The organism is Streptomyces sp. NPDC004266 (assembly GCF_042874095.1).
Taxonomy (GTDB): Bacteria; Actinomycetota; Actinomycetes; order Streptomycetales; family Streptomycetaceae; genus Streptomyces.
In genome coordinates this window covers 210216-228582 of the sequence record NZ_JBIAMM010000011.1, presented here as the reverse complement: position 1 = coordinate 228582, position 18367 = coordinate 210216, and the positions used below count along the sequence as shown (strand labels likewise).

17 protein-coding genes are annotated in these 18367 nt (G+C 75.0%); 4 read left to right on the top strand and 13 right to left on the bottom strand.

Going from position 1 to position 18367, the window contains the following annotated elements; all coding sequences use genetic code 11:
* Positions 1–63: 63 nt before the first annotated feature.
* From ACFYUZ_RS25920 to ACFYUZ_RS25890, 7 genes are all read right to left on the bottom strand, one after another.
* Entirely contained in the window at positions 64–1308 is a 1245-nt protein-coding gene (locus tag ACFYUZ_RS25920; protein ID WP_389313027.1) for a cytochrome P450, read from the bottom strand.
* Positions 1305–2534: a cytochrome P450 gene (locus ACFYUZ_RS25915; RefSeq protein WP_389313025.1), complete on the bottom strand. Its 1230-nt coding sequence runs from the start codon at positions 2532–2534 to the stop codon at positions 1305–1307. Before ACFYUZ_RS25915 ends, ACFYUZ_RS25920 begins: the two co-directional genes overlap by 4 nt.
* On the bottom strand, positions 2531–3157 hold the full coding sequence (locus ACFYUZ_RS25910) for an ATP/GTP-binding protein (RefSeq protein WP_389313024.1): 627 nt from the start codon (positions 3155–3157) through the stop codon (positions 2531–2533). The genes ACFYUZ_RS25915 and ACFYUZ_RS25910 overlap by 4 nt, the downstream gene beginning before the upstream one ends.
* Positions 3138–3491, bottom strand: a complete 354-nt coding sequence (locus ACFYUZ_RS25905) for a DUF742 domain-containing protein (RefSeq protein ID WP_382870144.1) — start codon at positions 3489–3491, stop codon at positions 3138–3140. The genes ACFYUZ_RS25910 and ACFYUZ_RS25905 overlap by 20 nt, the downstream gene beginning before the upstream one ends.
* Positions 3488–3889 (bottom strand): roadblock/LC7 domain-containing protein, encoded by a 402-nt coding sequence (locus ACFYUZ_RS25900; RefSeq protein ID WP_030212242.1) that lies wholly within the window; start codon positions 3887–3889, stop codon positions 3488–3490. The genes ACFYUZ_RS25905 and ACFYUZ_RS25900 overlap by 4 nt, the downstream gene beginning before the upstream one ends.
* Positions 3886–5475, bottom strand: a complete 1590-nt coding sequence (locus tag ACFYUZ_RS25895) for a sensor histidine kinase (RefSeq protein ID WP_389313022.1) — start codon at positions 5473–5475, stop codon at positions 3886–3888. Before ACFYUZ_RS25895 ends, ACFYUZ_RS25900 begins: the two co-directional genes overlap by 4 nt.
* 128 nt (positions 5476–5603) lie before the next feature.
* Positions 5604–7493, bottom strand: coding sequence for a serine/threonine-protein kinase (locus tag ACFYUZ_RS25890; RefSeq protein ID WP_389313020.1), 1890 nt, complete (start codon positions 7491–7493; stop codon positions 5604–5606).
* Positions 7494–7847: 354 nt separating this feature from the next.
* On the opposite strand from ACFYUZ_RS25890, the gene ACFYUZ_RS25885 reads away from it, so the two are divergent.
* Both ACFYUZ_RS25885 and ACFYUZ_RS25880 read left to right on the top strand, forming a co-directional pair.
* Entirely contained in the window at positions 7848–8195 is a 348-nt protein-coding gene (locus tag ACFYUZ_RS25885) for a DUF190 domain-containing protein (RefSeq protein ID WP_389313018.1), read from the top strand.
* A 32-nt stretch (positions 8196–8227) separates the two neighbouring features.
* A complete protein-coding gene (locus ACFYUZ_RS25880; RefSeq protein WP_389313016.1) occupies positions 8228–8848 on the top strand; it encodes a class I SAM-dependent methyltransferase in 621 nt (206 codons plus the stop codon).
* Here the strand turns inward: ACFYUZ_RS25880 and ACFYUZ_RS25875 are convergent.
* The 3 genes from ACFYUZ_RS25875 to ACFYUZ_RS25865 all read right to left on the bottom strand — a co-directional run bounded on the left by ACFYUZ_RS25875 (position 8835) and on the right by ACFYUZ_RS25865 (position 10810).
* Entirely contained in the window at positions 8835–9131 is a 297-nt protein-coding gene (locus tag ACFYUZ_RS25875; protein ID WP_389313014.1) for a hypothetical protein, read from the bottom strand. The two genes, ACFYUZ_RS25880 and ACFYUZ_RS25875, sit on opposite strands and share 14 nt — an antisense overlap.
* 114 nt (positions 9132–9245) lie before the next feature.
* Entirely contained in the window at positions 9246–9935 is a 690-nt protein-coding gene (locus tag ACFYUZ_RS25870; RefSeq protein ID WP_389313012.1) for a B3/4 domain-containing protein, read from the bottom strand.
* A gap of 38 nt (positions 9936–9973) precedes the next feature.
* Positions 9974–10810 (bottom strand): EamA family transporter, encoded by an 837-nt coding sequence (locus tag ACFYUZ_RS25865; RefSeq protein ID WP_389313010.1) that lies wholly within the window; start codon positions 10808–10810, stop codon positions 9974–9976.
* Between the two features lie 144 nt (positions 10811–10954).
* Here ACFYUZ_RS25865 and ACFYUZ_RS25860 point away from each other — a divergent pair, with 144 nt between their 5' ends.
* Positions 10955–11533: a helix-turn-helix domain-containing protein gene (locus tag ACFYUZ_RS25860; protein WP_389313008.1), complete on the top strand. Its 579-nt coding sequence runs from the start codon at positions 10955–10957 to the stop codon at positions 11531–11533.
* A gap of 69 nt (positions 11534–11602) precedes the next feature.
* Here ACFYUZ_RS25860 and ACFYUZ_RS25855 read toward each other — a convergent pair whose 3' ends face one another.
* The 3 genes from ACFYUZ_RS25855 to ACFYUZ_RS25845 all read right to left on the bottom strand — a co-directional run bounded on the left by ACFYUZ_RS25855 (position 11603) and on the right by ACFYUZ_RS25845 (position 16606).
* The gene (locus tag ACFYUZ_RS25855) at positions 11603–12823 is read right to left on the bottom strand and encodes a nitric oxide synthase oxygenase (protein ID WP_389313006.1); all 1221 of its coding nucleotides are present in this window, start codon (positions 12821–12823) and stop codon (positions 11603–11605) included.
* Positions 12824–12962: 139 nt separating this feature from the next.
* Positions 12963–14525, bottom strand: coding sequence for a mucoidy inhibitor MuiA family protein (locus ACFYUZ_RS25850; RefSeq protein ID WP_389313004.1), 1563 nt, complete (start codon positions 14523–14525; stop codon positions 12963–12965).
* Between the two features lie 8 nt (positions 14526–14533).
* Positions 14534–16606: a DUF4139 domain-containing protein gene (locus ACFYUZ_RS25845; RefSeq protein WP_389313002.1), complete on the bottom strand. Its 2073-nt coding sequence runs from the start codon at positions 16604–16606 to the stop codon at positions 14534–14536.
* A gap of 215 nt (positions 16607–16821) precedes the next feature.
* Here ACFYUZ_RS25845 and ACFYUZ_RS25840 point away from each other — a divergent pair, with 215 nt between their 5' ends.
* Positions 16822–18318, top strand: coding sequence for a TerD family protein (locus ACFYUZ_RS25840; RefSeq protein WP_389313000.1), 1497 nt, complete (start codon positions 16822–16824; stop codon positions 18316–18318).
* Positions 18319–18367 lie beyond the last annotated feature (49 nt).

Here is an 18367-nt window from a genome sequence, read left to right as displayed (position 1 = left end):
AGCCAGCATAGCGCCCCGTGGCCGAGGCCACGGGGCGTTTCGAGCAGGACCCGCCGGGGGCCGTCAGGACAGCAGGACCGGGAGGTCGAAGAGGTCGTTCTGGGTCACGACCGGCTTGTTGCGGAGCTCCTCGCGCGGCACCGCGAGGCGCAGCTCCGGGAAGCGCGCGTAGAGGGCGGGGAGCGCCACCGAGGCCTCCAGCCGGGAGAGCGCCGCGCCCGGGCACACGTGCGGGCCGTGGCCGAAGGAGATGTGCCGGTTCGGCGTCCGGGTCACGTCGAACTCGCCCGCCGTCGGACCGTGCTGCTCCTCGTCCCGGCCGATCGCCCCGAACGACACGATCAGCGCCTCGCCCTTCGGCAGGACCCGGTCGCCGACCTCGACGTCCTCGGTGGCGAAGCGGATCAGCACGTGCGAGGTGGGCGTCGACCAGCGCAGGGTCTCCTCGATCACGTTCTCCCACGGCACCTCGCCCTTGAGCACCAGCGCCCGCTGCTCCGGGTGGGTCTCCAGGGCGACCACGGCGTTCACGATCAGGCTGATCGTCGTCTCGTGCCCGGCCGCCACCATCAGCTGGAGGGTGTTGGTGATCTCCTCCGTGGTCAGCCGGTCACCGCCCTCCGACGCCTCGATCAGCGCGCTCGTCAGGTCGTCACCCGGCTTCTCCGCCTTGCCCGCCACGATCCCCGCGAACAGCGTGCCCAGGTCCGCCATCATCTGCGGCACCTCCTCGGGCGGCGTCTGCGTCGAGAAGAACTTGTCGAACAGCGCCTTCATCCGCGGGTGGTCGGCCGGGTCGACGCCCATCAGCTCGCCCACCACGTTCATCGGCAGCGGGTACGCGAACTCCGCCTTCAGGTCCACGACCTCGCCGGACGGCCGCTCGGCCAGCCGGTCCAGCATCCCCCCGGTGAGCGACTCGATGCCCGCCCGCAGCCGCTCCACCCGACGCGCCGTCAGCGCCTGCGCGACCAGCGAGCGCAGCCGCCGGTGCTCCTCGCCGTCGACGGTCAGCATCGACCGGCCGGGGTTCGCGAGACCGATCAGCGGCCAGTCCAGGGGTATCTCGCCGCGCTGCCACGCACCCCAGACGTCGATGTCCTTGACGAGACGGGCGTCGGTGAGCAGCTTGCGCGCCTCGGCGTGCCGGGTGACGGCCCAGCAGGGCACCCCGCCGGGCAGGACGACACGGGCCAGCGGACCGGCGGCGCGCAGCCGGGCGCTCTCGCCGTCGAGGTCGGCGACGAAGGGGTCCAGCTCGATCACGTCGGTGCCGGGCGCGGCGGTGTGGTCGTACGGGCAGCTCATCCGAGGGCTCCAAGGGCGGGGGTCGGGGTGTACGTCACGGGGAGCGCGGTCAGGCCGCGCAGCCAGGGGGAGGGACGGCGGGCGAGGGCGTTCTCGGCGACCGCGAGGTCCACGTCCGGGAGCCGGTCGAGCAGCACCTCGATCCCCGTCCGGGCGATCGTCTCGGCGACCTCCTGGGCGGGGAACGGGCAGCGGTGCTCGCCGTGGCCGAAGGAGAGGTGGGCGTTGTTGCCGCCGGTGAACGCGCCGGAGTCGGTGCGCACGTGCGGATCGGAGTTGGCCGCGGCCAGACCGAGCAGCAGCAGGTCGCCCCGGTCGATCCGCCGTCCGCCGAGGTGGGTGTCGCGCGAGGCCCACCGCCCGGCGACGTTCTGGGTCGGGGTGTCCTCCCACAGGACCTCGTTCATCGCCTCGCCGACGCTGTGCCGGCCGCCGGCGAGGGAGGCCGCGAACCGGTCGTCGACGAGCATCAGGCGCAGCGAGTTGCCGATCCAGTCGGCCGTCGGCTGGTGGCCCGCGGCCAGCATCACCATGAGGTCCTGGGCGACCTCCTCGACGGTGAACCCGGCGGTGTTGGCCAGCATCCGGGAGGCGACGTCGTCCCCCGGCGCCTCGGCCTTGGCGGCGAGCAGCGCGAACATCGACTCGGCCAGGTGGCGCTGGCCCGCGAGCGCGCCCTCCTGACCGTTGATCATGTCGTTCATGGCGGTGACGAGACCGGGGCCCTGCTCGTCGGCGAAGCCGTAGCAGCTGGCGAGGACCCGGACCGGCAGGAGCATCGCGTACTCGGCGATGATGTCGCAGGAGCCCTTGCCGCACAGCGCGTCGATGAGCTCGTCGGCGAAGCGCTCGGCCCGCTCCCGCAGCACGAAGGGGTCGATCGCCTCCAGGGCGTCGGAGATCACTCCGGCCCGCTCCCGGTGCCGCTCGCCGACCGTGTAGAGGATGGAGGGCTGCTTGCGGCCGATCATCGGCAGCAGGGGCCAGTCCGCCGGGATCGCGTCCCACCGGTTCCACAGGTCCGAGTCGCGGGAGAAGAGGACCGGGTCGCTGGTGACCTGGTGCAGTTCGCGGTAGCCGAGGACCAGCCAGGCCGGCACGTCCCCGTCGAGCACGACCGGGGCGACGGTCCCGTGCTCGCGTCGTATCTGCCGGTACAGCTCGGTGGGGTCGGTCTGGAACCGGGGGCCGCTCAGCGGGACCGGCTGGGGCTCGGGGAGGGTCACGGGGTGGGCTCCGGGATCGGGTGGGGGGCCGGCCGCGAGGCCGCGACGACGGTCCGCAGGTGTTCCACGAGCGAGATCAGCACCTGCTTGCTGGACTCGCGCGACCGGGCGTCGCAGAAGACCAGCGGCACCTCGTCGGCGAGGTCGAGGGCCTCGCGGATCTGGGCGGGGGTGTGGGCGGGGCCGCCGAAGTCGTTGCAGGCGACGACGAACGGCGTGCCGTGGTGCTCCAGGCGGTCGATCGCGTACCAGGAGTCGGCGAGGCGCCGCGTGTCGACGAGGACGACCGCGCCGAGCGTCCCGGAGAACAGCCGGTCCCACAGGAACCAGAAGCGCTCCTGGCCGGGCGCCCCGAACAGGTACAGGACGTTGTGCGCGTCCAGCGAGATCCGGCCGAAGTCGAAGGCGACCGTGGTGGCCGTCTTCGCGGCGACGCCGACGGTGTCGTCGACGCCCTCGCCGGCCTGGGTCATGGTCTCCTCGGTGTTCAGCGGACGGATCTCGCTGACCGAGCGGACCAGGGTGGTCTTGCCGACTCCGAAACCGCCGACGACGACGATCTTCAGGCCGTTGTCGGCGGTGCTGTGCAGGGCCTGGCGCTGTTCAGAGGTTACGGAGTCCAACGAGCACCTGCTCCAGGATGTCGTGATCGGGAAGGCGGTACGCGGCGCGGGGGTGCCGTGCGCTGATCCGGCCGGTGTCGTGCAGGTCGGCGAGGAGGATCCGTGTGATCGACACCGGCAGGCCGAGCCCCGCCGCCACCTCCACCACGGCCGTGGGGAAACGGCACATGCGCAGGATGGCGGCGTGCTCGGACTGCATGCCGGCGACCGGATCGCTCTCGGAGACCACGAGCGTCACCAGGTCGAAGGCGTCGGACCCGGCGCGGCTGCGACCGCCGGTCAGGGTGTAGAGCCGGTCGGGAGAGTCGTCCCGGCCCGGCCTGCCGCGGCTCATCCCCGGGGCCTCGCGACCAGGTGCTCGCCCAACTGCTCCACCAGCTCGGACATGTTGTGGCCCACGAGCCCGGCGTCGGCGTCCTCGTCGGCGACCAGCGCGAGGTGCGCGCCCTCGCCCGCCTCCACGATGAACAGGATGCCGCCGTAGAACTCGGCCATCGCGGAGCGGACTCCGCCCGTGCCGTCGCCGAACTCCACGGAGGCACCGTGCGACAGGCTCTGGATGCCGGCGGCGATCGCGGCGAGCTGGTCGGCCTGGTCGACGGAGAGCTCGGGGGTGCGGCAGAGCTTGAGGCCGTCACGGGAGAGCACCAGGGCGTGGCGGGTGCCCGGGGTGCGTTCCAGCAGGCCCTCCAGGAGCCAGCTGAGCTTCTCGTCGGTGGTGGTGCCGGTCATGACGGGGTGCCTTCCGGGTGCGGGGAGTTCGTGGTGGGGGTGCCGGCGCTCGGCGCGGCGGGGGGTTCGGCGGCGGGCTCGTCGTCGGGCGTCGTCCGTGTCCCGGCCGGCGGGGTGCCGGTGCCGCGGACAGCCTGGCGGAAGGTGCCGAAGCGTGTGGCGGCCCCGGCCGCGGCGCCGGTGCGCGGACCCGTGGCGCGCGGCTTCACGGCGGCCTCCGGACCCTCGGGGTGGGCGGCGGCCATCGCGCGGCCGCGACGGCGACGGGGCAGACCGCTCTCGCCGAACCGGGGGTGTTCGCCGGTGCCTTCGGACGCGCTGTCGTGGACGGTCTCGGGTTCGACGGCCGCGGCGGGGGCGGGGGCGGCCGGAGCCTCCCGGGGGACCGGCGCCGTCGGTCCGCGGCCCGTCACGGGCGGCAGGGCGGCGGCGGGCGCGGCCGGCGGCTCGACGGGCGCGTGGCTGATCAGTTCCTGGGGCAGCATCAGCAGGGCGCCGGTGCCGCCGCGCGCCGAGGGACGGAACGACACGGTCAGGCCGTGCTTCCGGGCCAGTCGGCCGACGACCGCCAGGCCGAGACGGGTGCCGGAGAGGCCGGCCAGGTCCTGTGCCGTCGAGCCGACGGCGGCCTCCGCGCGGCGCAGCTGCACGTCGCTCATCACCAGACCGCTGTCCTCGACCGCGATGATGACCCCGGCCGGGACCTCCTCCACGTAGACGTGGACCTCGGCGGTGGGCGGCGAGAAGTTCGCCGCGTTGTCCATCAGTTCGGCCAGGGCGTGCATGACGCCCTCCGCCGCGTGCCCGGCGACGGCCGCGTCGCTGCTGGAGTGCAGCCGCACCCGCTGGTAGCCGCCGATCCGTCCCATGGCGCCGCGGAGGATCGACTCCATGACGATGGGGCGGGCCCAGCGGCGGCCGGACCGGGCGCCGGTCAGCACGGCGACGGAGTCGGCCAGGCGTCCGGCCTGTGCGGTGCGGTGGTCGAGGTGGAGCAGGTCGGCGAGGACGTCCTCGTCGGCGTGCCGGTGCTCCATCTCCCGCAGGTCGGCGAGCATGCTCGTGGCGAGGGCCTGCATGCGGCCGGCCGCGTTGGCCGCGGCGGCCATGGCGGCGGACCGGCCGGACTCGGCGCGGCGCAGCTCGGCTTCGAGGCGCCGCACCTCGGCGGCCCGATCCGCGGTCAGCTCGGCGGTCCGGGCCGTGTGGGCGCGGACCAGTTCCTCGGTCCGTGCCCGGTGGGCCGCCTCCGAGGCGGCGGCCTCCGTCTCGTACCGCTCCTTGGACGCCGCCGCCTCGCGCGCGAAGTCGGCCGCGTGCCGGACGGCCCGGGCCTCCTGGGCGGCGAGTTCGGCGGTGAGGGCCTCGACCCGCCGGCTCAGGGAGCGGGAGGTCCGCCCGTACCAGGTGACCGCGAAGGCCGCGGCCGCGAGGAGCAGGACGCCGCCGCCGGCGAACCAGCCGAGCGCGGGACGGATCCCGGCCGGCGCCGCGGCGGTCGCCGCGACGGCGAGCGCACCACCCACCGCGGCCGTCAGCAACGAGGCGAGCAGGGCAGGGCGGAGGGGGGTGGACGGCGCCGACATCAACCAGACTCTCGAGGGCAGGCACGGGGGGAGTCGTAACGACGGCACTATAGATCCGATCTTGATCGGTTCGGAACCTCCCTTGATCGGATCGGTATTCAGGTCACGGAATATGTCATCAAAAGCGATCAGCTCGACGACGCGGAGGGAGCCGCGTTGCGCCACACCGTCAGATCGAGCGTCATGTAGGTGCTCGGCGAGTCCTCCGGGGAGAAGGCCTTGACGGTGAGCAGACCGAGATGGCCCGTGCCCGTGGTGACGCAGACCTGACGGCCCGGCGACAGCTTGTTCACGTAGATGTTCTGGGTGAACCGGGTCTCCGCGCGGCACGCTTCGAGGGAGCCCTCCTGGCCCGGGTCGAGCAGGACCAGATTGCCGCCGCTGCTCTCGGCGTCGAGGTAGCCGCCCGTGTCGTAGGAGAGTTCGTAGTTGTTGTCCTCCCCGTCCTGCGGGCGCACGTTCTCGTCCCCCAGGGTCAGGTGGTAGCCGGCCGTGAGGTCGATGTCCTTGTACGTGGCCGCCCGCGGGGCCGGTGCCGTCGAGGGCTTCGGGGCCGAACTCCCCGATCCCGTGCCCGTCCCGGTCCCCGTGCCCGTCCCGGTCCCCGTGCCCCCGGAGCTCCCCGCGCCCGCCGAGCCCTTCCCGCCGGCGGTCGAGGAGGCCTGCCCGTCCTTGTCTTTCAGGACGACGTAGGCGGTCACGCCGCCCGCGACGGCGAAGGCGAGGACGGCGGCCAGGGCGACGACGAGGCCGCGCCCGCCGCCCTTCTTCTGCTGCCCGGGCGGCTGCGGCGGCTGATGACCCATCGGCCCCGGCTGCCCCTGCCAGGGCTGCCGGGGGTACGCGGGGGCGCCGGGGCCCTGCGTCGGCGCGTACGCGAAGGCGGGCGCCGGAGCGGCGGCGACCGGCGCCGCCGGCGGGACGGGGCCCGCCGGAACGCCGGAGACGGTGCTCGGCGGCGGGCCGTAGCCGGGCGGCGGGGTCGACGGCGCGGAGGGCACGGCCGGCGCCGTCGGCGAGTACGCCACAGGAGGCGCGGAGGGCACGGAAGGCGCGGACGGGGCGACGGTCGGCGGCGGAGGAGCCTGCGGGGGAGCGGGCGCCGCCGCCCGGGCCGTGATCTCGGCGGAGACCGCGCCCGGCAGCCAGTCCTCGGGCCGGCGCAGCACCGTCGCCGCGTTCGCGGCCTGGCAGAGCCGGATGATCTCGGAGAGCGTCGGCCGGTCCTCGGGCTCCTTCGAGAGACAGCGCGTGACCAGCTCGGTGAGCCGCTCCGGCACGGCGCTCAGGTCCGGCTCCTCGTGCACGATCCGGTACAGCACCCCGTGCCCGGTCCCCTCCCCGAAGGCCGGGACGCCCGTCGCCGCGTACGCCGCGACCTGACCGAGCGCGAACACGTCCGTGGCCGGGGTGACCCGCCGGCCCGCCGCCTGCTCGGGCGCCATGAACGACGGCGTCCCTATGGTGACCCCGCTGCCCGTCAGGGAGGTCGCGTCGGCGGCGTGCGCGATGCCGAAGTCGATGACGCGGGGCCCGTCGGCGGCGAGCAGCACGTTCGACGGCTTCAGGTCGCGGTGCACGATGCCCGCGCCGTGGATGACGTGCAGGGCCTCGGCCATGCCCGCGACGAGCAGCAGCACCGTCTCCACGGGCAGCGCGCCGTGCGCCACGACCGCGTCGGCGAGCGAGGGTCCCGGCACGTACGCGGTGGCCAGCCAGGGCTGCGCGCCGTCGGGGTCCGCGTCGATGACGGGGGCGGTGAACAGCCCCTGGACGCGCTGCGCCGAGCGCACCTCCTGGGCGAACCGGCGGCGGAACTCCGCGTCCTCGCCGAACTCGGGACGGATCAGCTTGATCGCCACCGGCCGGCCGCCGGGCGTGTACGACAGGTACACCTTGCCCATGCCGCCGGCACCGAGCCGGGCGGCGAGCCGGTACCCGGCGACCGTCGTCGGATCGTCCGCCGCCAGCGGCTTGAACACTTCGGAGCCGCCCCGGTCCGCTTGCTGACCGCCCATGAAGCCCATGTCTCCCCACGCAGAACACCGTTTTCCGGAGGGCACCCTACCGGTGGGGCGCGTCCTCGGCCGCGTCCGTCGTGACCTCCGCTCCCGTGAGCCCGGCACGCTCCGCGAGCGCACCGCCCTGGAAGCGGCTCTCCGCCCCCAACTCCTCCAGCGGAGCGGCCGATGTGACGGCGACAGGTGCGCAGTGACACCCCTGTGCGCCGGGCGATCACCTCGTCCTTCGCGCCCTCCGCGAGCAGCCCCGCGAGCGCCCGCCGCAGACCGGGGCCGGCCTCCTCGTCCGCCGCCTCGCCGGTGCCCCGGCCGGTCCCGCCCCTCCCGGAGGCACGACCGTAGACTCGGAACATGACCAGGCTGACGGGCAGGGCCCTGCGGGTGACGGTCTTCGTGGGGGAGGCCGACCTGTGGCACCACAAGCCGCTCTACACCCAGATCGTCGGCCGGGCCCGCGAGGCGGGCCTCGCGGGCGCGAGCGTCTTCCGCGGCATCGAGGGCTTCGGCGCCTCCTCGCTGATCCACACCCAGCGGCTGCTCTCACTGAGCGAGGACCTCCCCGTCGCCGTGGTCGTCGTCGACACCGAGGAGAAGATCCGCGCCTTCCTGCCCCAGCTCGACGAGCTGGTCGACGAGGGCCTGGTGGTCCTCGACGAGTGCGAGGTCATCCGCTATGTCGGCCGCGAGAAGGCCGCCTGAGGGACCGGCGGATCCGGGCCTACGATGGCCCGATGCGCGAGCCTTCCCCGGAGCCGTACTGGAACACCAACGTCGCCCGGCACGCCGGCGTCCTGCGAGCCGTTCCCGGGGGCTGCGGGGAGGCCCTCGACGTCGGCTGCGGCGACGGACTGCTCGCACGGAAGCTCGCCGGGCGAGCGCGGCGCGTCACCGGCATCGACCTGTCCCCGCACATGATCGACCGAGCCCGCCGGGACGCCGGAGGGCACCCCGGACTCGCCTTCGTGCAGGGCGACTTCCTGACCGCGGACCTGCCCGCCACGGGCTACGACTTCATCTGCTCGGTGACCACCGTCCACCACGTGGACTTCCGGGCCGCCCTCACCCGCATGCGTGAACTGCTCCGGCCCGGCGGGACGTTGGTGGTCGTCGGCCTCGCCCGGGACGCGAGCGTCACGGAGTGGGCGGTCGGGATCGGGGCCGCACCGATCGTCCGGATCACCAAGCTGCTGCGCGGCGCACGCGACCCGGAGGGGATGCCGGTCGCCGAGCCGGAGATGAGCTACGGGCAGGTGCGTGCCGAGGCACGACGGCTGCTCCCCGGCGTGCGCTACCGCCGGCACCTGCTCCGCCGGTACTCCCTGGCCTGGGAGAAGCCGCTCACGAGGGCATGATCGCCGAGATGCCCTTGTGGAGCTCCTCCGGGTTCATGACCGGCGAGTAGTGGACCTTGGCGCCCATCTCCATGAAGAACGGCTCCGAGATCTTCGGCATCCGGGCGGGGTCGCTCAGCTCGAAGAAGAGGTACCCCGTCCGACAGCCGTCCTCGACGGTGAAGTACGCGGCTTCGGGGTGGAGTTCCTCGAGAGCGCCCTCCATGACCTTGAGCAGCTTGCCCTGCTTGATGGCCTCGTTCGAGGCCGCGGTGTCCATCTGAACCTTCAGCAGCATGCGCATGACGCGGCCTTTCCCGACCGGGCGGGCGCTCACTGCGGGCGCCCGGGCCCCCGGACGCGCTCAGTACCAGCGTCCCCCTTCCCCTCCGCGGGGACCACTCGGCAGGGGCGGCGGTCAGCTCGGGCCCAGGTACCGCACGGTCGTTCCGTCGGCGTGCGGGACCAGGAGCTCCTGGAGTTCTGCCGCGGCGGTCTTCAGGAGGTGGCCGTCCCGCCCGGCGCTGAGGGTCTCCAGGACGAAGGTGACGTGGGTGGAGTCCTCGGTGACGCGGGTGCGGTGCGCGTCGCGGTGGTTCCAGTGGCGGGTCAGGACGCCCGTGTCGTCGGCGTAGACGATCTCGCCGGGCCCGGGGTTCTCGACGGTGTCCGGTTCGCCGAGCGGGGTGAAGGTCTCGGTGCCGTCGGCGGGACGGATCGAGACCTCGCCGGTGACGCGGTCCAGGTCGAAGGCGCCGGCGGGCAGGCCGTGGCGCACGGAGACGACGTTGTACGAGTCGACGGCGGGGTTGACGCGCGGCAGGACGCCCCTCTTCGCGAGGCGGCGGCCGAGCGCGTCGACGCTGGGGCGGACGCGGCGCGGGTTGGTGCCGAAGGACCGGTAGGCGGTGTGCCAGTCCCCGACGCGGGGGTCGGTCTCGTCGGCGGGGAGCCAGGTGCCGTCGGCGAGCCGCCGCTCCAGTTCGGCCAGGGCGGCCGCGGTGCGGGGCCAGGGCTCGCGGCCCCGCAGGCCGGTGGCGGTGACCAGGGCGACGAGGGTGTCGGGGAAGGCCTCCGCGACGGCGGGGGCGATGCGGAAGGTGGTCATGGGAGCTCCGTTCGTGAGGGCGGACGGGGTGGGTCCGGTCAGGTCAGTGCCAGGAGGCTGACGGCCACCGCCGCCGTCCCCAGGCCGAGGAGCTGACCGCGGTGGACGCGCTCGGCGAGCACGCCACGGGCGAGCAGGACCGTGCCCGCCGGGTAGAGGGCGGTGATCACGGCGACGACGGCGAGGTCCCCGCCGCGGGCGGCGAGCAGGAAGAGCAGGTTCGCCACCGAGTCCAGCACGCCCGCCGCCGCGGACACGGCGTACGCGGGCCGCTCGGAGCCCAGCCTGCGGTACAGCACCGCCGCCGCCGCGAGGGTCACGGCCGAGGAGACCGCACGACCCACGATCAGCGGCGCCACCCCGCTGTCCGAGGGCGCCTGGTGCAGGAAGACCAGCTGGAGGGCGATCGCGGCGCCCGCGCCCAGGGCCAGCAGCAGCGCCGTACGGGACGGGCGCGCCGTGCCGGAGCCGTGTCCGGCGCTGACCAGGACCACCGCCACCAGGGCGAGCGGCAGCCCGACCAGACCGGTCGCGCCGAGGCGCTCGCCCTGGAGCAGGCCCACGCCGACGGGCAGCATGGCGGAGACGAGCGCGGTCACGGGCGAGAGGACGTTCATCGGCCCGATCGCCAGGGTCCGGTAGAGCAGCGCGAAGGCCACGGCGGAGGCGACGCCGGACGCGGCGCCCCAGCCCAGGGCGCCGGCGTCGAAGGAGGCGCCGAGGAAGGGCCAGAGCAGCAGCTCCACCGCGAGGGAGGCCGGGGCGGCGATCAGCACGGTCCGCAGCACATGGGCCTTGCGGGCGCCGAGGCCGCCGAGGAAGTCGGCGCATCCGTAGGCGAGGGAGCTGCCCAGGGCCAGCAGCAGAGCGATCACGGTACATCCCTTACGATGTCAATGGAACGACCAGACCGTACAACGGAACGACCGACCTGTGTCAACCGAACGACCGAATGGTGCATTCCACTGATCCACCCTCATTGCTCCACACCCCCTGCCCCCCGCGAGAACGGTGATCGGATGGCCGAGACAGAGGCAGCCCTGCGGACCCTCGCCCGCAACGTGAGGACGGCCCGCCACCGCGCCGGCCTGTCCCTGGACGAACTCGGCAGACGCGCCCAGGTCAGCAAGGGCGCCCTGGTGGGCCTGGAGAAGGCCCAGGGCAACCCGAACTTCGCCACCCTCGTCCGGCTCGCCGACACCCTCGGCGTCTCCGTCTCCGCACTGCTCGAAGGTCCGGCCGAGGGCCGCGTCCGGGTCGTGACCGCCGACGCCGTCGCGCCGCTCTGGACCGGAAGGCTGGGCGGCGAGGCCCGGCTCATGCTCACGACCTCGGGTCCGGCACCGGTCGAGGTCTGGCGCTGGATCCTGGAACCGGGCGAGGAGTACCCCAGCCACCCCCACCAGGCCGGGGTCGTGGAGACCGTCAGCGTCACCGCCGGCCGGATGACCCTGGTCGTCGACGGCGTGGAGCACGCCGTCGAAGCCGGGCAGACCGCCGCCTTCGACGGCGACGCCCCCCACACCTACCGCGGAGCGGGCGAGACGGCCTGCCACCTGATCATGACGGTCCACCTGCCGCCCGGCCCGGCCGCCTGAGGCGGAGCCGCTCCACCCCGGCCCCGCCCCTCGCGCGCCCCGCCCCCGCCGCCCGGCGCGGGACCGCCCTCACCGCTCCCGGGCGAGGAAGGCGGGGCGCAGGGACGCGTCCACCGGGTCGTAGTAGCGGTGGAAGACCGGGGTCGTGGACCCGGACACGGGCGGGACGATCCAGCTCCAGTCGGCGGGCGTGGGCCTGCCGTACCGGCTCTCCCGCGCGATGTGCCGCAGGAACCGCTCGGACTCGGTGTGATGGTCCGCCATCGTCACCCCGGCCTCCTGGAAGGAGTGCAGCACCGCCACGTTGAGCTCCACGAGCGCCCGGTCCCGCCACAGCGTGCGTTCCGAGGAGCGGTCGAGGCCGAGCCGGTCGGCGACCACCGGCAGGAGGTCGTAGCGCTCGGCGTCGGCGAGGTTGCGGGCGCCTATCTCCGTCCCCATGTACCAGCCGTTGAACGGCGCCGCCGGATAGCGCACCCCGCCGACCTCCAGCGTCATGTCGCTGATCGCCGGCACCGCGTACCAGCGCAGCCCCAGCTCCGCCAGCCACGCGTGGTCCGGATGACGGAGCGGCACCTCCAGGACGGAGTCCTCCGGCAGTTCGTACCACTCCGGTCGCGCGCCCGGCCGCTCCTCCACCATCAGCGGAAGCACCTGGAAGGCCTCTTCGTCGCGCTTCCACCCCAGCTCGCGGGCGCGGGCGGTCGGCGAGGCGCCGCGCGGATCGCCGATCCAGCGGCCCTCGGGGGTGCTGTGCCCGGCGTAGCGCACCAGTTGGTCGTTGACGATCCGCGGCGCGGGACGCCCCGGCCGGTCGGGGGCGAACACCGAGATCACCGGGCGGATCCGGCCGCCGTTCCCGGCGGCCCGCAGGTGCTCGAAGCAGGCGGCGGCGATGCCGTCGGCCGAGGTGACGTGCCGGAGGTCGCGCACCACGAGGCTGCGCCAGTAGAGCCTGCCGATGCAGCGGGCCGCGTTGCGCCACGCCACCCGGGCGCCGAAGGAGAGCTCGGCCGGAGTGTGCTCGTACGTGCCGGTCCGGTCGATCTCGGCCAGCACCTCGCGGACCCGGCGCTCCACGTCCCCGGCGTCGGGCTGCTCGTGGTGGAACTGCCGGACGAAACCCTCCGCCTCCCGGCGGTCCGTCACCTGCGGTACGGACGGGTGCCGTGGGTGCTGCGGCGCGTCGGACGGGGGCGCGGACGCGGACGTGAACGGACAGGTGCTGACGGCGGCGGCCTTGCGGCGGCGACCCAGACTGAAGACCAAGGTGTTCCCTCCTGCCCCCATGACTACCGCACGCGTCCGCGCGGTTGTGGAGAGTGAGGGGAGTTCGGGATGGGAAGGGCGCCGGGCTGATAGGGTGCCCGGCGCCGAGCTCCCGGGGACGGCCGTCGGCCCGACGCCGGGCGGGCCGGTGGTGACCGGCTCAGATCCCCCCGACCCTGGCCGTCGCCGAGAGCTCGTACACCAGCGTGACCGTCCGCCGGCCGCCGGGCGGCAGGGTGACGTCCCAGCGCACGACGCCCTCGGCGTCCACCGCGTCCGGGGCGGGGGAGCAGGCCTCCTCGCGCAGGCGCACCTCCACCGCCGAGACCTCGGAGACGGGGATCCGCTCGCGGAGGACGACCACCCGGTCGCCCCGCTCCCCGGGCGGCGAGAACCGGGACAGGTGCAGCCGGACCGTGCGGGTGATCACGGTCCGCTGGGCGAGTCCCGCGGTGTCGCGGGACTCCTCGGCGTGCCGGACCACCCGGTAGTCGTCACGGCTGCCGAAGGCGAGCTCGACGGCGGCGCCGGGAGCCGTGAAGGCCAGCGTGCCGCGGCCGGTGAACCCGCTGCCCCGGACGAGGTCCACGGGGCCGGCGAGCAGCGCGTGGCCCGACAGGTTGTCGAACCGCACCACCTGCGTGACCAGCGGGGAAAGCTCCGGCGAGCAGGCGTACTCGCTGCCGACGGCCGTCGTGAACGCCGAGAGCGGCACCCGGTGGGCGCGGCCGTCACCCGGCACGGAGACGGGCGCGGGGGAGTGCAGCACCCGCGCCTCGCCGCCGTCGTCCACGCCCGGCAGGCCCAGCACCGGCGCCGGTCCGAGCGTCGAGATCTCCTCCTCGCGCACCTCGACGTCGATCGTGCGGCGCTCCGCCGTCGTCCGGTCCTTGAGCGTCAGCCGGTCCTCGACCAGCCGCGGCGGATCGCCGGCCAGGGCCGACCGCGCGGTCGACAGCGTCAGCCGCACGTCCGACCAGTCCTCGCCGGTGCGCTGCCAGACCACCGCGTCGGTCTCCAGCGTCAGGGACTCCCCGTCGAGCACGGCCCGGTAGGCCGGCCGCCACAGCGCGCACGGGGTGAGGTGGGTCAGCCGCAGCCGCGCGGGCCCCGGGGCCGCGGCCTCCACGGTCAGCTCGACATGGGCGACGAGCTCCGCCGGCTCCTCCTCGGCGAGCTCCATGGCCCGGCGGACCTCGGAGAGTTCGGCGCGGAGGGCGGTCAGGCGCGCCTCGGCGGCGCGGAGCTCCTCGCCGTACGTGTCGCGCTCGGCGTCCACCCGGTCCAGTTCGCGGCTCCAGCGGGGCCCTTCGGACTCCCCGGAACCGGCGCCCTCGCCGATCTCCCGCAGCAGGTCGGCGGCGAGCCGGCCCAGCAGGTCGAGGCGGGCCCGCAGCCGGTCGCGGCGCTGCTCCACGGAGCGGCGCTCCTCTTCGAGGGCGTGGGCCCGGTGGCGGAGCGCGGAGTCGCCCTCTGCGGGCGGCACCGGTCCGCGCGGCGTCCAGTCGCGGACGAGCCGCACGTCGAGGACGGTGGCCGGATGGCCGGAGGCCAACTCGGCGTGCAGGGTGCGGTCGACGGCGAGCGCGCTGACCGGCCCGAGGCGCAGGCGCTGGACGCCGGCCTCCAGGTCGAGCACGGCGGTCCGCTCGATGTGCGCGCGGTCCTCCAGACAGGTGACGGCGGTGACGGGGAGGGCGATCGGCTCGGTTTCCGTGGACATGGCGTGTGTCAGCTCCTGCGGTTGCCGTCGACCAGGGCTTTGCCGGCCGGTATGCGGATCTCGTAGCCGCCGTCGAGCACGGCGGTGCCGCCGGCGGGCAGCTCCACCCGCCAGACGCGGGTGCCCGGGGCATGGCGCTCCGGCGCGGCGCCGTCCTCGGGCGCCGTCCAGTCGGCGCGTTCCTCGATGCGGACGTCCGGCTCGGAGGAGACCGGCACCCTCTCGTGGACCTCCACGGTGACCGGACCCGCGAGGCGGTTGGCCAGCTCCACGTGGACGCGGTGGTCGAGCACGGTCACGTTGTTGCGCAGGCCCGCCGTCGACTCCTTCAGATGGGTGCGGCGGGTGACGCGGACGCCCTCGGCGGGACCGAGGCCCAGCCGGCGGACACCGCCGGGCGCGAGCGTGGGCAGAGCGGCGGTCAGCAGGAAGTCGTCGTCGACGGTGACCTCCACCGGACCGGCGAGCAGCGCCTGGTCGGTGGCGTTCGAGACCGCGAGCGTCGCGTACACCGTCTGCTCCACGGACGGCACGCACAGGTGCTCGGTGCGCAGACCGACCGGGATCTCGCCGACGGTGACGGTGTGCCAGGTGCCGTCCGAGGGGACGTCGGCGCGGGCGGCCGCGTCGAAGCGGTGGTCGAACGAGCCCGCCGACTCCCGGGGACGCACGGCGTGCTCGGGCAGCGGCAGCGCGGCGACCGCCTCGGCGCGGCGGCGGTACTCGGCCGCCACCGCGTCGGAGGAGGGGCCGGGGAACAGCCGGCCGCGGCGACCGCCCGGCTCCTCGGGGCCGGACAGCACCAGGGAGGCGTAGTCGAGTTCGGCGCCGCTCGGCTGCGGCGGACCCACCGGCGGTGGCGGTGGCGGCGCCGCCGCGCCCGGGGCCGCGGGGGCCTGGGCGGGGCGGGATCCGAAGCCGGCTCTGCCACCGGCGCGCTGCCGGCCGCCCGGCGGCCGCGGGGCCGCCGGCGGTGCGACGGCGAAGGCCTCCGGAGCGGAGCCGTACGCCCCACCGTGCTGCGGCGGACCGGTGAACGCCGGAGGCGGGACCGGAACCGGTGCCGGTACGGCTGCGGGCGCCGCCACGGGAACGGGCTCGGAACCGGCCGCGGCGCCCGGCGCCCAGCCCGCCGTGGAACCGCGGCGGACAGGCGCCGGGCCCGCCGCCTCGTACCCGGAGAACAGGCCCGCGAGCCCCGCCGGGGGCTCGCGCCAGCCGGACGGCGCGGGCGCGGACTGGCGGCGTCCGATCCGGATCGAGCGGAGCGCCGGCAGGTCGGTGCGGCGCCCCAGGTCGGCCGTGGCCAGGGCGAGGCGCACCCCGGTCCAGTCCTCGCCGGTGCGCTGCGCGACCGAGGCGCGCAGCACCAGCCGCCCGCTGCCGTCGCCCTGGCGGTGGGTGAGGCGGTACGTCGGCACCCAGACGGCACCCGGCACGCCGTACTCCAGCTCCAGCTCCACCTCCTGCGCCTCCTCGGCGCCGTGGAGGGCCAGCACGGCGCAGACGGAGGTCTCGACCCGTCCCGACGACGCGGCGGTGGAGGCACGGTCGAGCCGGTCGTGGGCCACGTCGAGCTCGTGTTCGGCGATCCGGACCGCCTCGTCCAGCTCGACGAGCCGGGCGTGGAGCCCCGCCAGCCGCTCGTCGACGAAGTCGGCCAGCTCCAGCCACGCGTCGACCGGCGTGCGGCGGTGCGGGTCCTCGCGCTTGCGGCCGGGCGGGACCGGGCGCAGACCGCCGACCTCCTCGATCAGGGCCCGGTGCCGGTCACGGCGCGCCGCCGCCGCCGCGTGCGCCTCGCTCAGCCGGTCGACCTCGTGCCGCAGGCCGTCGGGAACGCCGTCGGCGGCCGGCTCCGCCTCGACCTCCACCCGCGCCTCGGTGACACGCGCCCCGGAGGCGCCCAGGACCCGGGCCCGCAGCGAAGCCGGGTCCAGCGCGCGCGGCAGCCCCGTCACCCGCACCCGGCCGTCCGGGGGCACGATCCCCCGGGCCAGGCGCCGGCAGAGCGCGCCCCGCGCGTACACGACGACCGAGTCGAGGCTCGACCCCCACCTGCGCGCCGTACCGACCGTCATGCGCCCCCCTCTGCCTGGTCCGTGTCGGGGGAAGCCTACGCCGGACCGGCCTGCGCGGTCCCGGAGCACCGGAGGCGGCGCACGGCCGGGACCTTGTCCGGGAGCGCCGACGGTTGCAAGATCCTCTTCGTGAGGGACTCGGGTGGGAGCGGAGAGGGAAAGGGCGGGGCGCCGTGGGGGAGATGACCAAGGGAGGCAACGGATTCGTTCCGTCCGTGCCGTTGAGGATCGCCGTGCGCGGTGGCGTGGACGCCATGGCGCTGCTGCTCGGCGAGACCGGAAAGGTCAGGGGCGACACGGACGTCGTCTTCCACGGCGCTCCGGCGCACCCCTCCGGGGCCGTCCGCCTGACGGAGGCGACGCCGGGGTCGGCGCAGCCCGGTACGGCGTGGCTGGAGGTCGGCCTCACCGCGGTGGAGGAGCAGATCACCCGCGTCCTCGTGGTCGGTTCGACGGAGCGCGGTGCGATGCGGGACGCCGCCGGACTGTCGGTGGAGGCCTTCGCGCCCGACGGCACCTCGGTCGCGCGGTACGACGTCACGGACGCCGCCGGGGAGACGGCGATGGTGCTGGCCGAGCTCTACCGGCGCGCGGGCGGATGGAAGTTCCGCGCCGTGGGCCAGGGATGGGTGAGCGGTCTCGCGGGTCTGGCCACGGACCACGGCGTGGACGTGGCCGACGAGGGAGGGAACGGAGCGCCGCCCGGCGGTGGCGTACCGGGGCGGGCCGTGGCTCCTCCCGCGCCCGCGCCGGGCTTCGCGCCTCCGCCCGCCGGGACGGCTCCCGTGCCCGCGCCGGGCTTCGCGCCTCCGCCCGCCGTCGCGGCTCCGGCACCTGGACCGGGCTTCGCGGCTCCGCCGGCGGGGCGGGCTCCCGCGCCCGGTTTCGCGCCTCCGCCCATGGCGGTCGCCCCGGTGGCTGTCCCTCCCGCCGCCGTCCCTCCCACGGCGGTCCCGCCCCTCACCCCCGTCCCTCCCGGCGGCGCCGGCCGCTGGACGTACGGGCCCGTCTTCGAGCCGTACACCGAGACGGGCCGGGACAACGACGTCATCACCGTGGCCGGGCTTCCGCCGGGGCCGGTCGTCGTCCAGCTCGATGTCCGGGGTGACGGATACACGGGCCTCTGGGTGCTCAACCGGCGCAACAAGGAGGAGGACAACCTCGTCAACAGCACGGAGGAGGACTTCCAGGGCCGTCTGCTCGCCACGGTCCCCGAGAACGGGACCCTGCGGCTGAAGCTGCAGGCCGAGGGGCCCTGGCAGGTCCAGGTGTCGCCGTTGGCGGCGGCCCGTCGCCTGACGGAGGAGGAAGCGGAGTTCCGCGGCCCCGACGTCCTGCTGCACACGGGAGGCGTGGCCGACCTGGCCATCCACTACCGCGGCGACGACAACCTCATCGTCCACGTCTACGAACTCGCGGGACACGACGACCACACGGCCCTGCCCCCGTACGACAACGCGGTGAACGAGATCGGCAGGCGACGCGAGACCGTTCCGCTTCCCGAGGGGCCGCTCATCGTCCACTTCGAGATGGCGGACGGCCCGTGGCGGGCGAGACTGAAGCGTCTGCAGCCGCCGACCCGGCCCCTGCCCCCGGCCCCGCCGGGCGCGGCGGCACCCGTCCCGTTCGCCGCCCCCGGCGAGCCGGCCTGGCCGGGCAGGCAGGACGGGCCCGCCCCGCGGAAGAACTGGTTCTCACGCGGCCGGGACTGACCGCCGGGGCACCGGCGGCCGGGCCCGCCTCACGGCGGGCCCGGCCGCG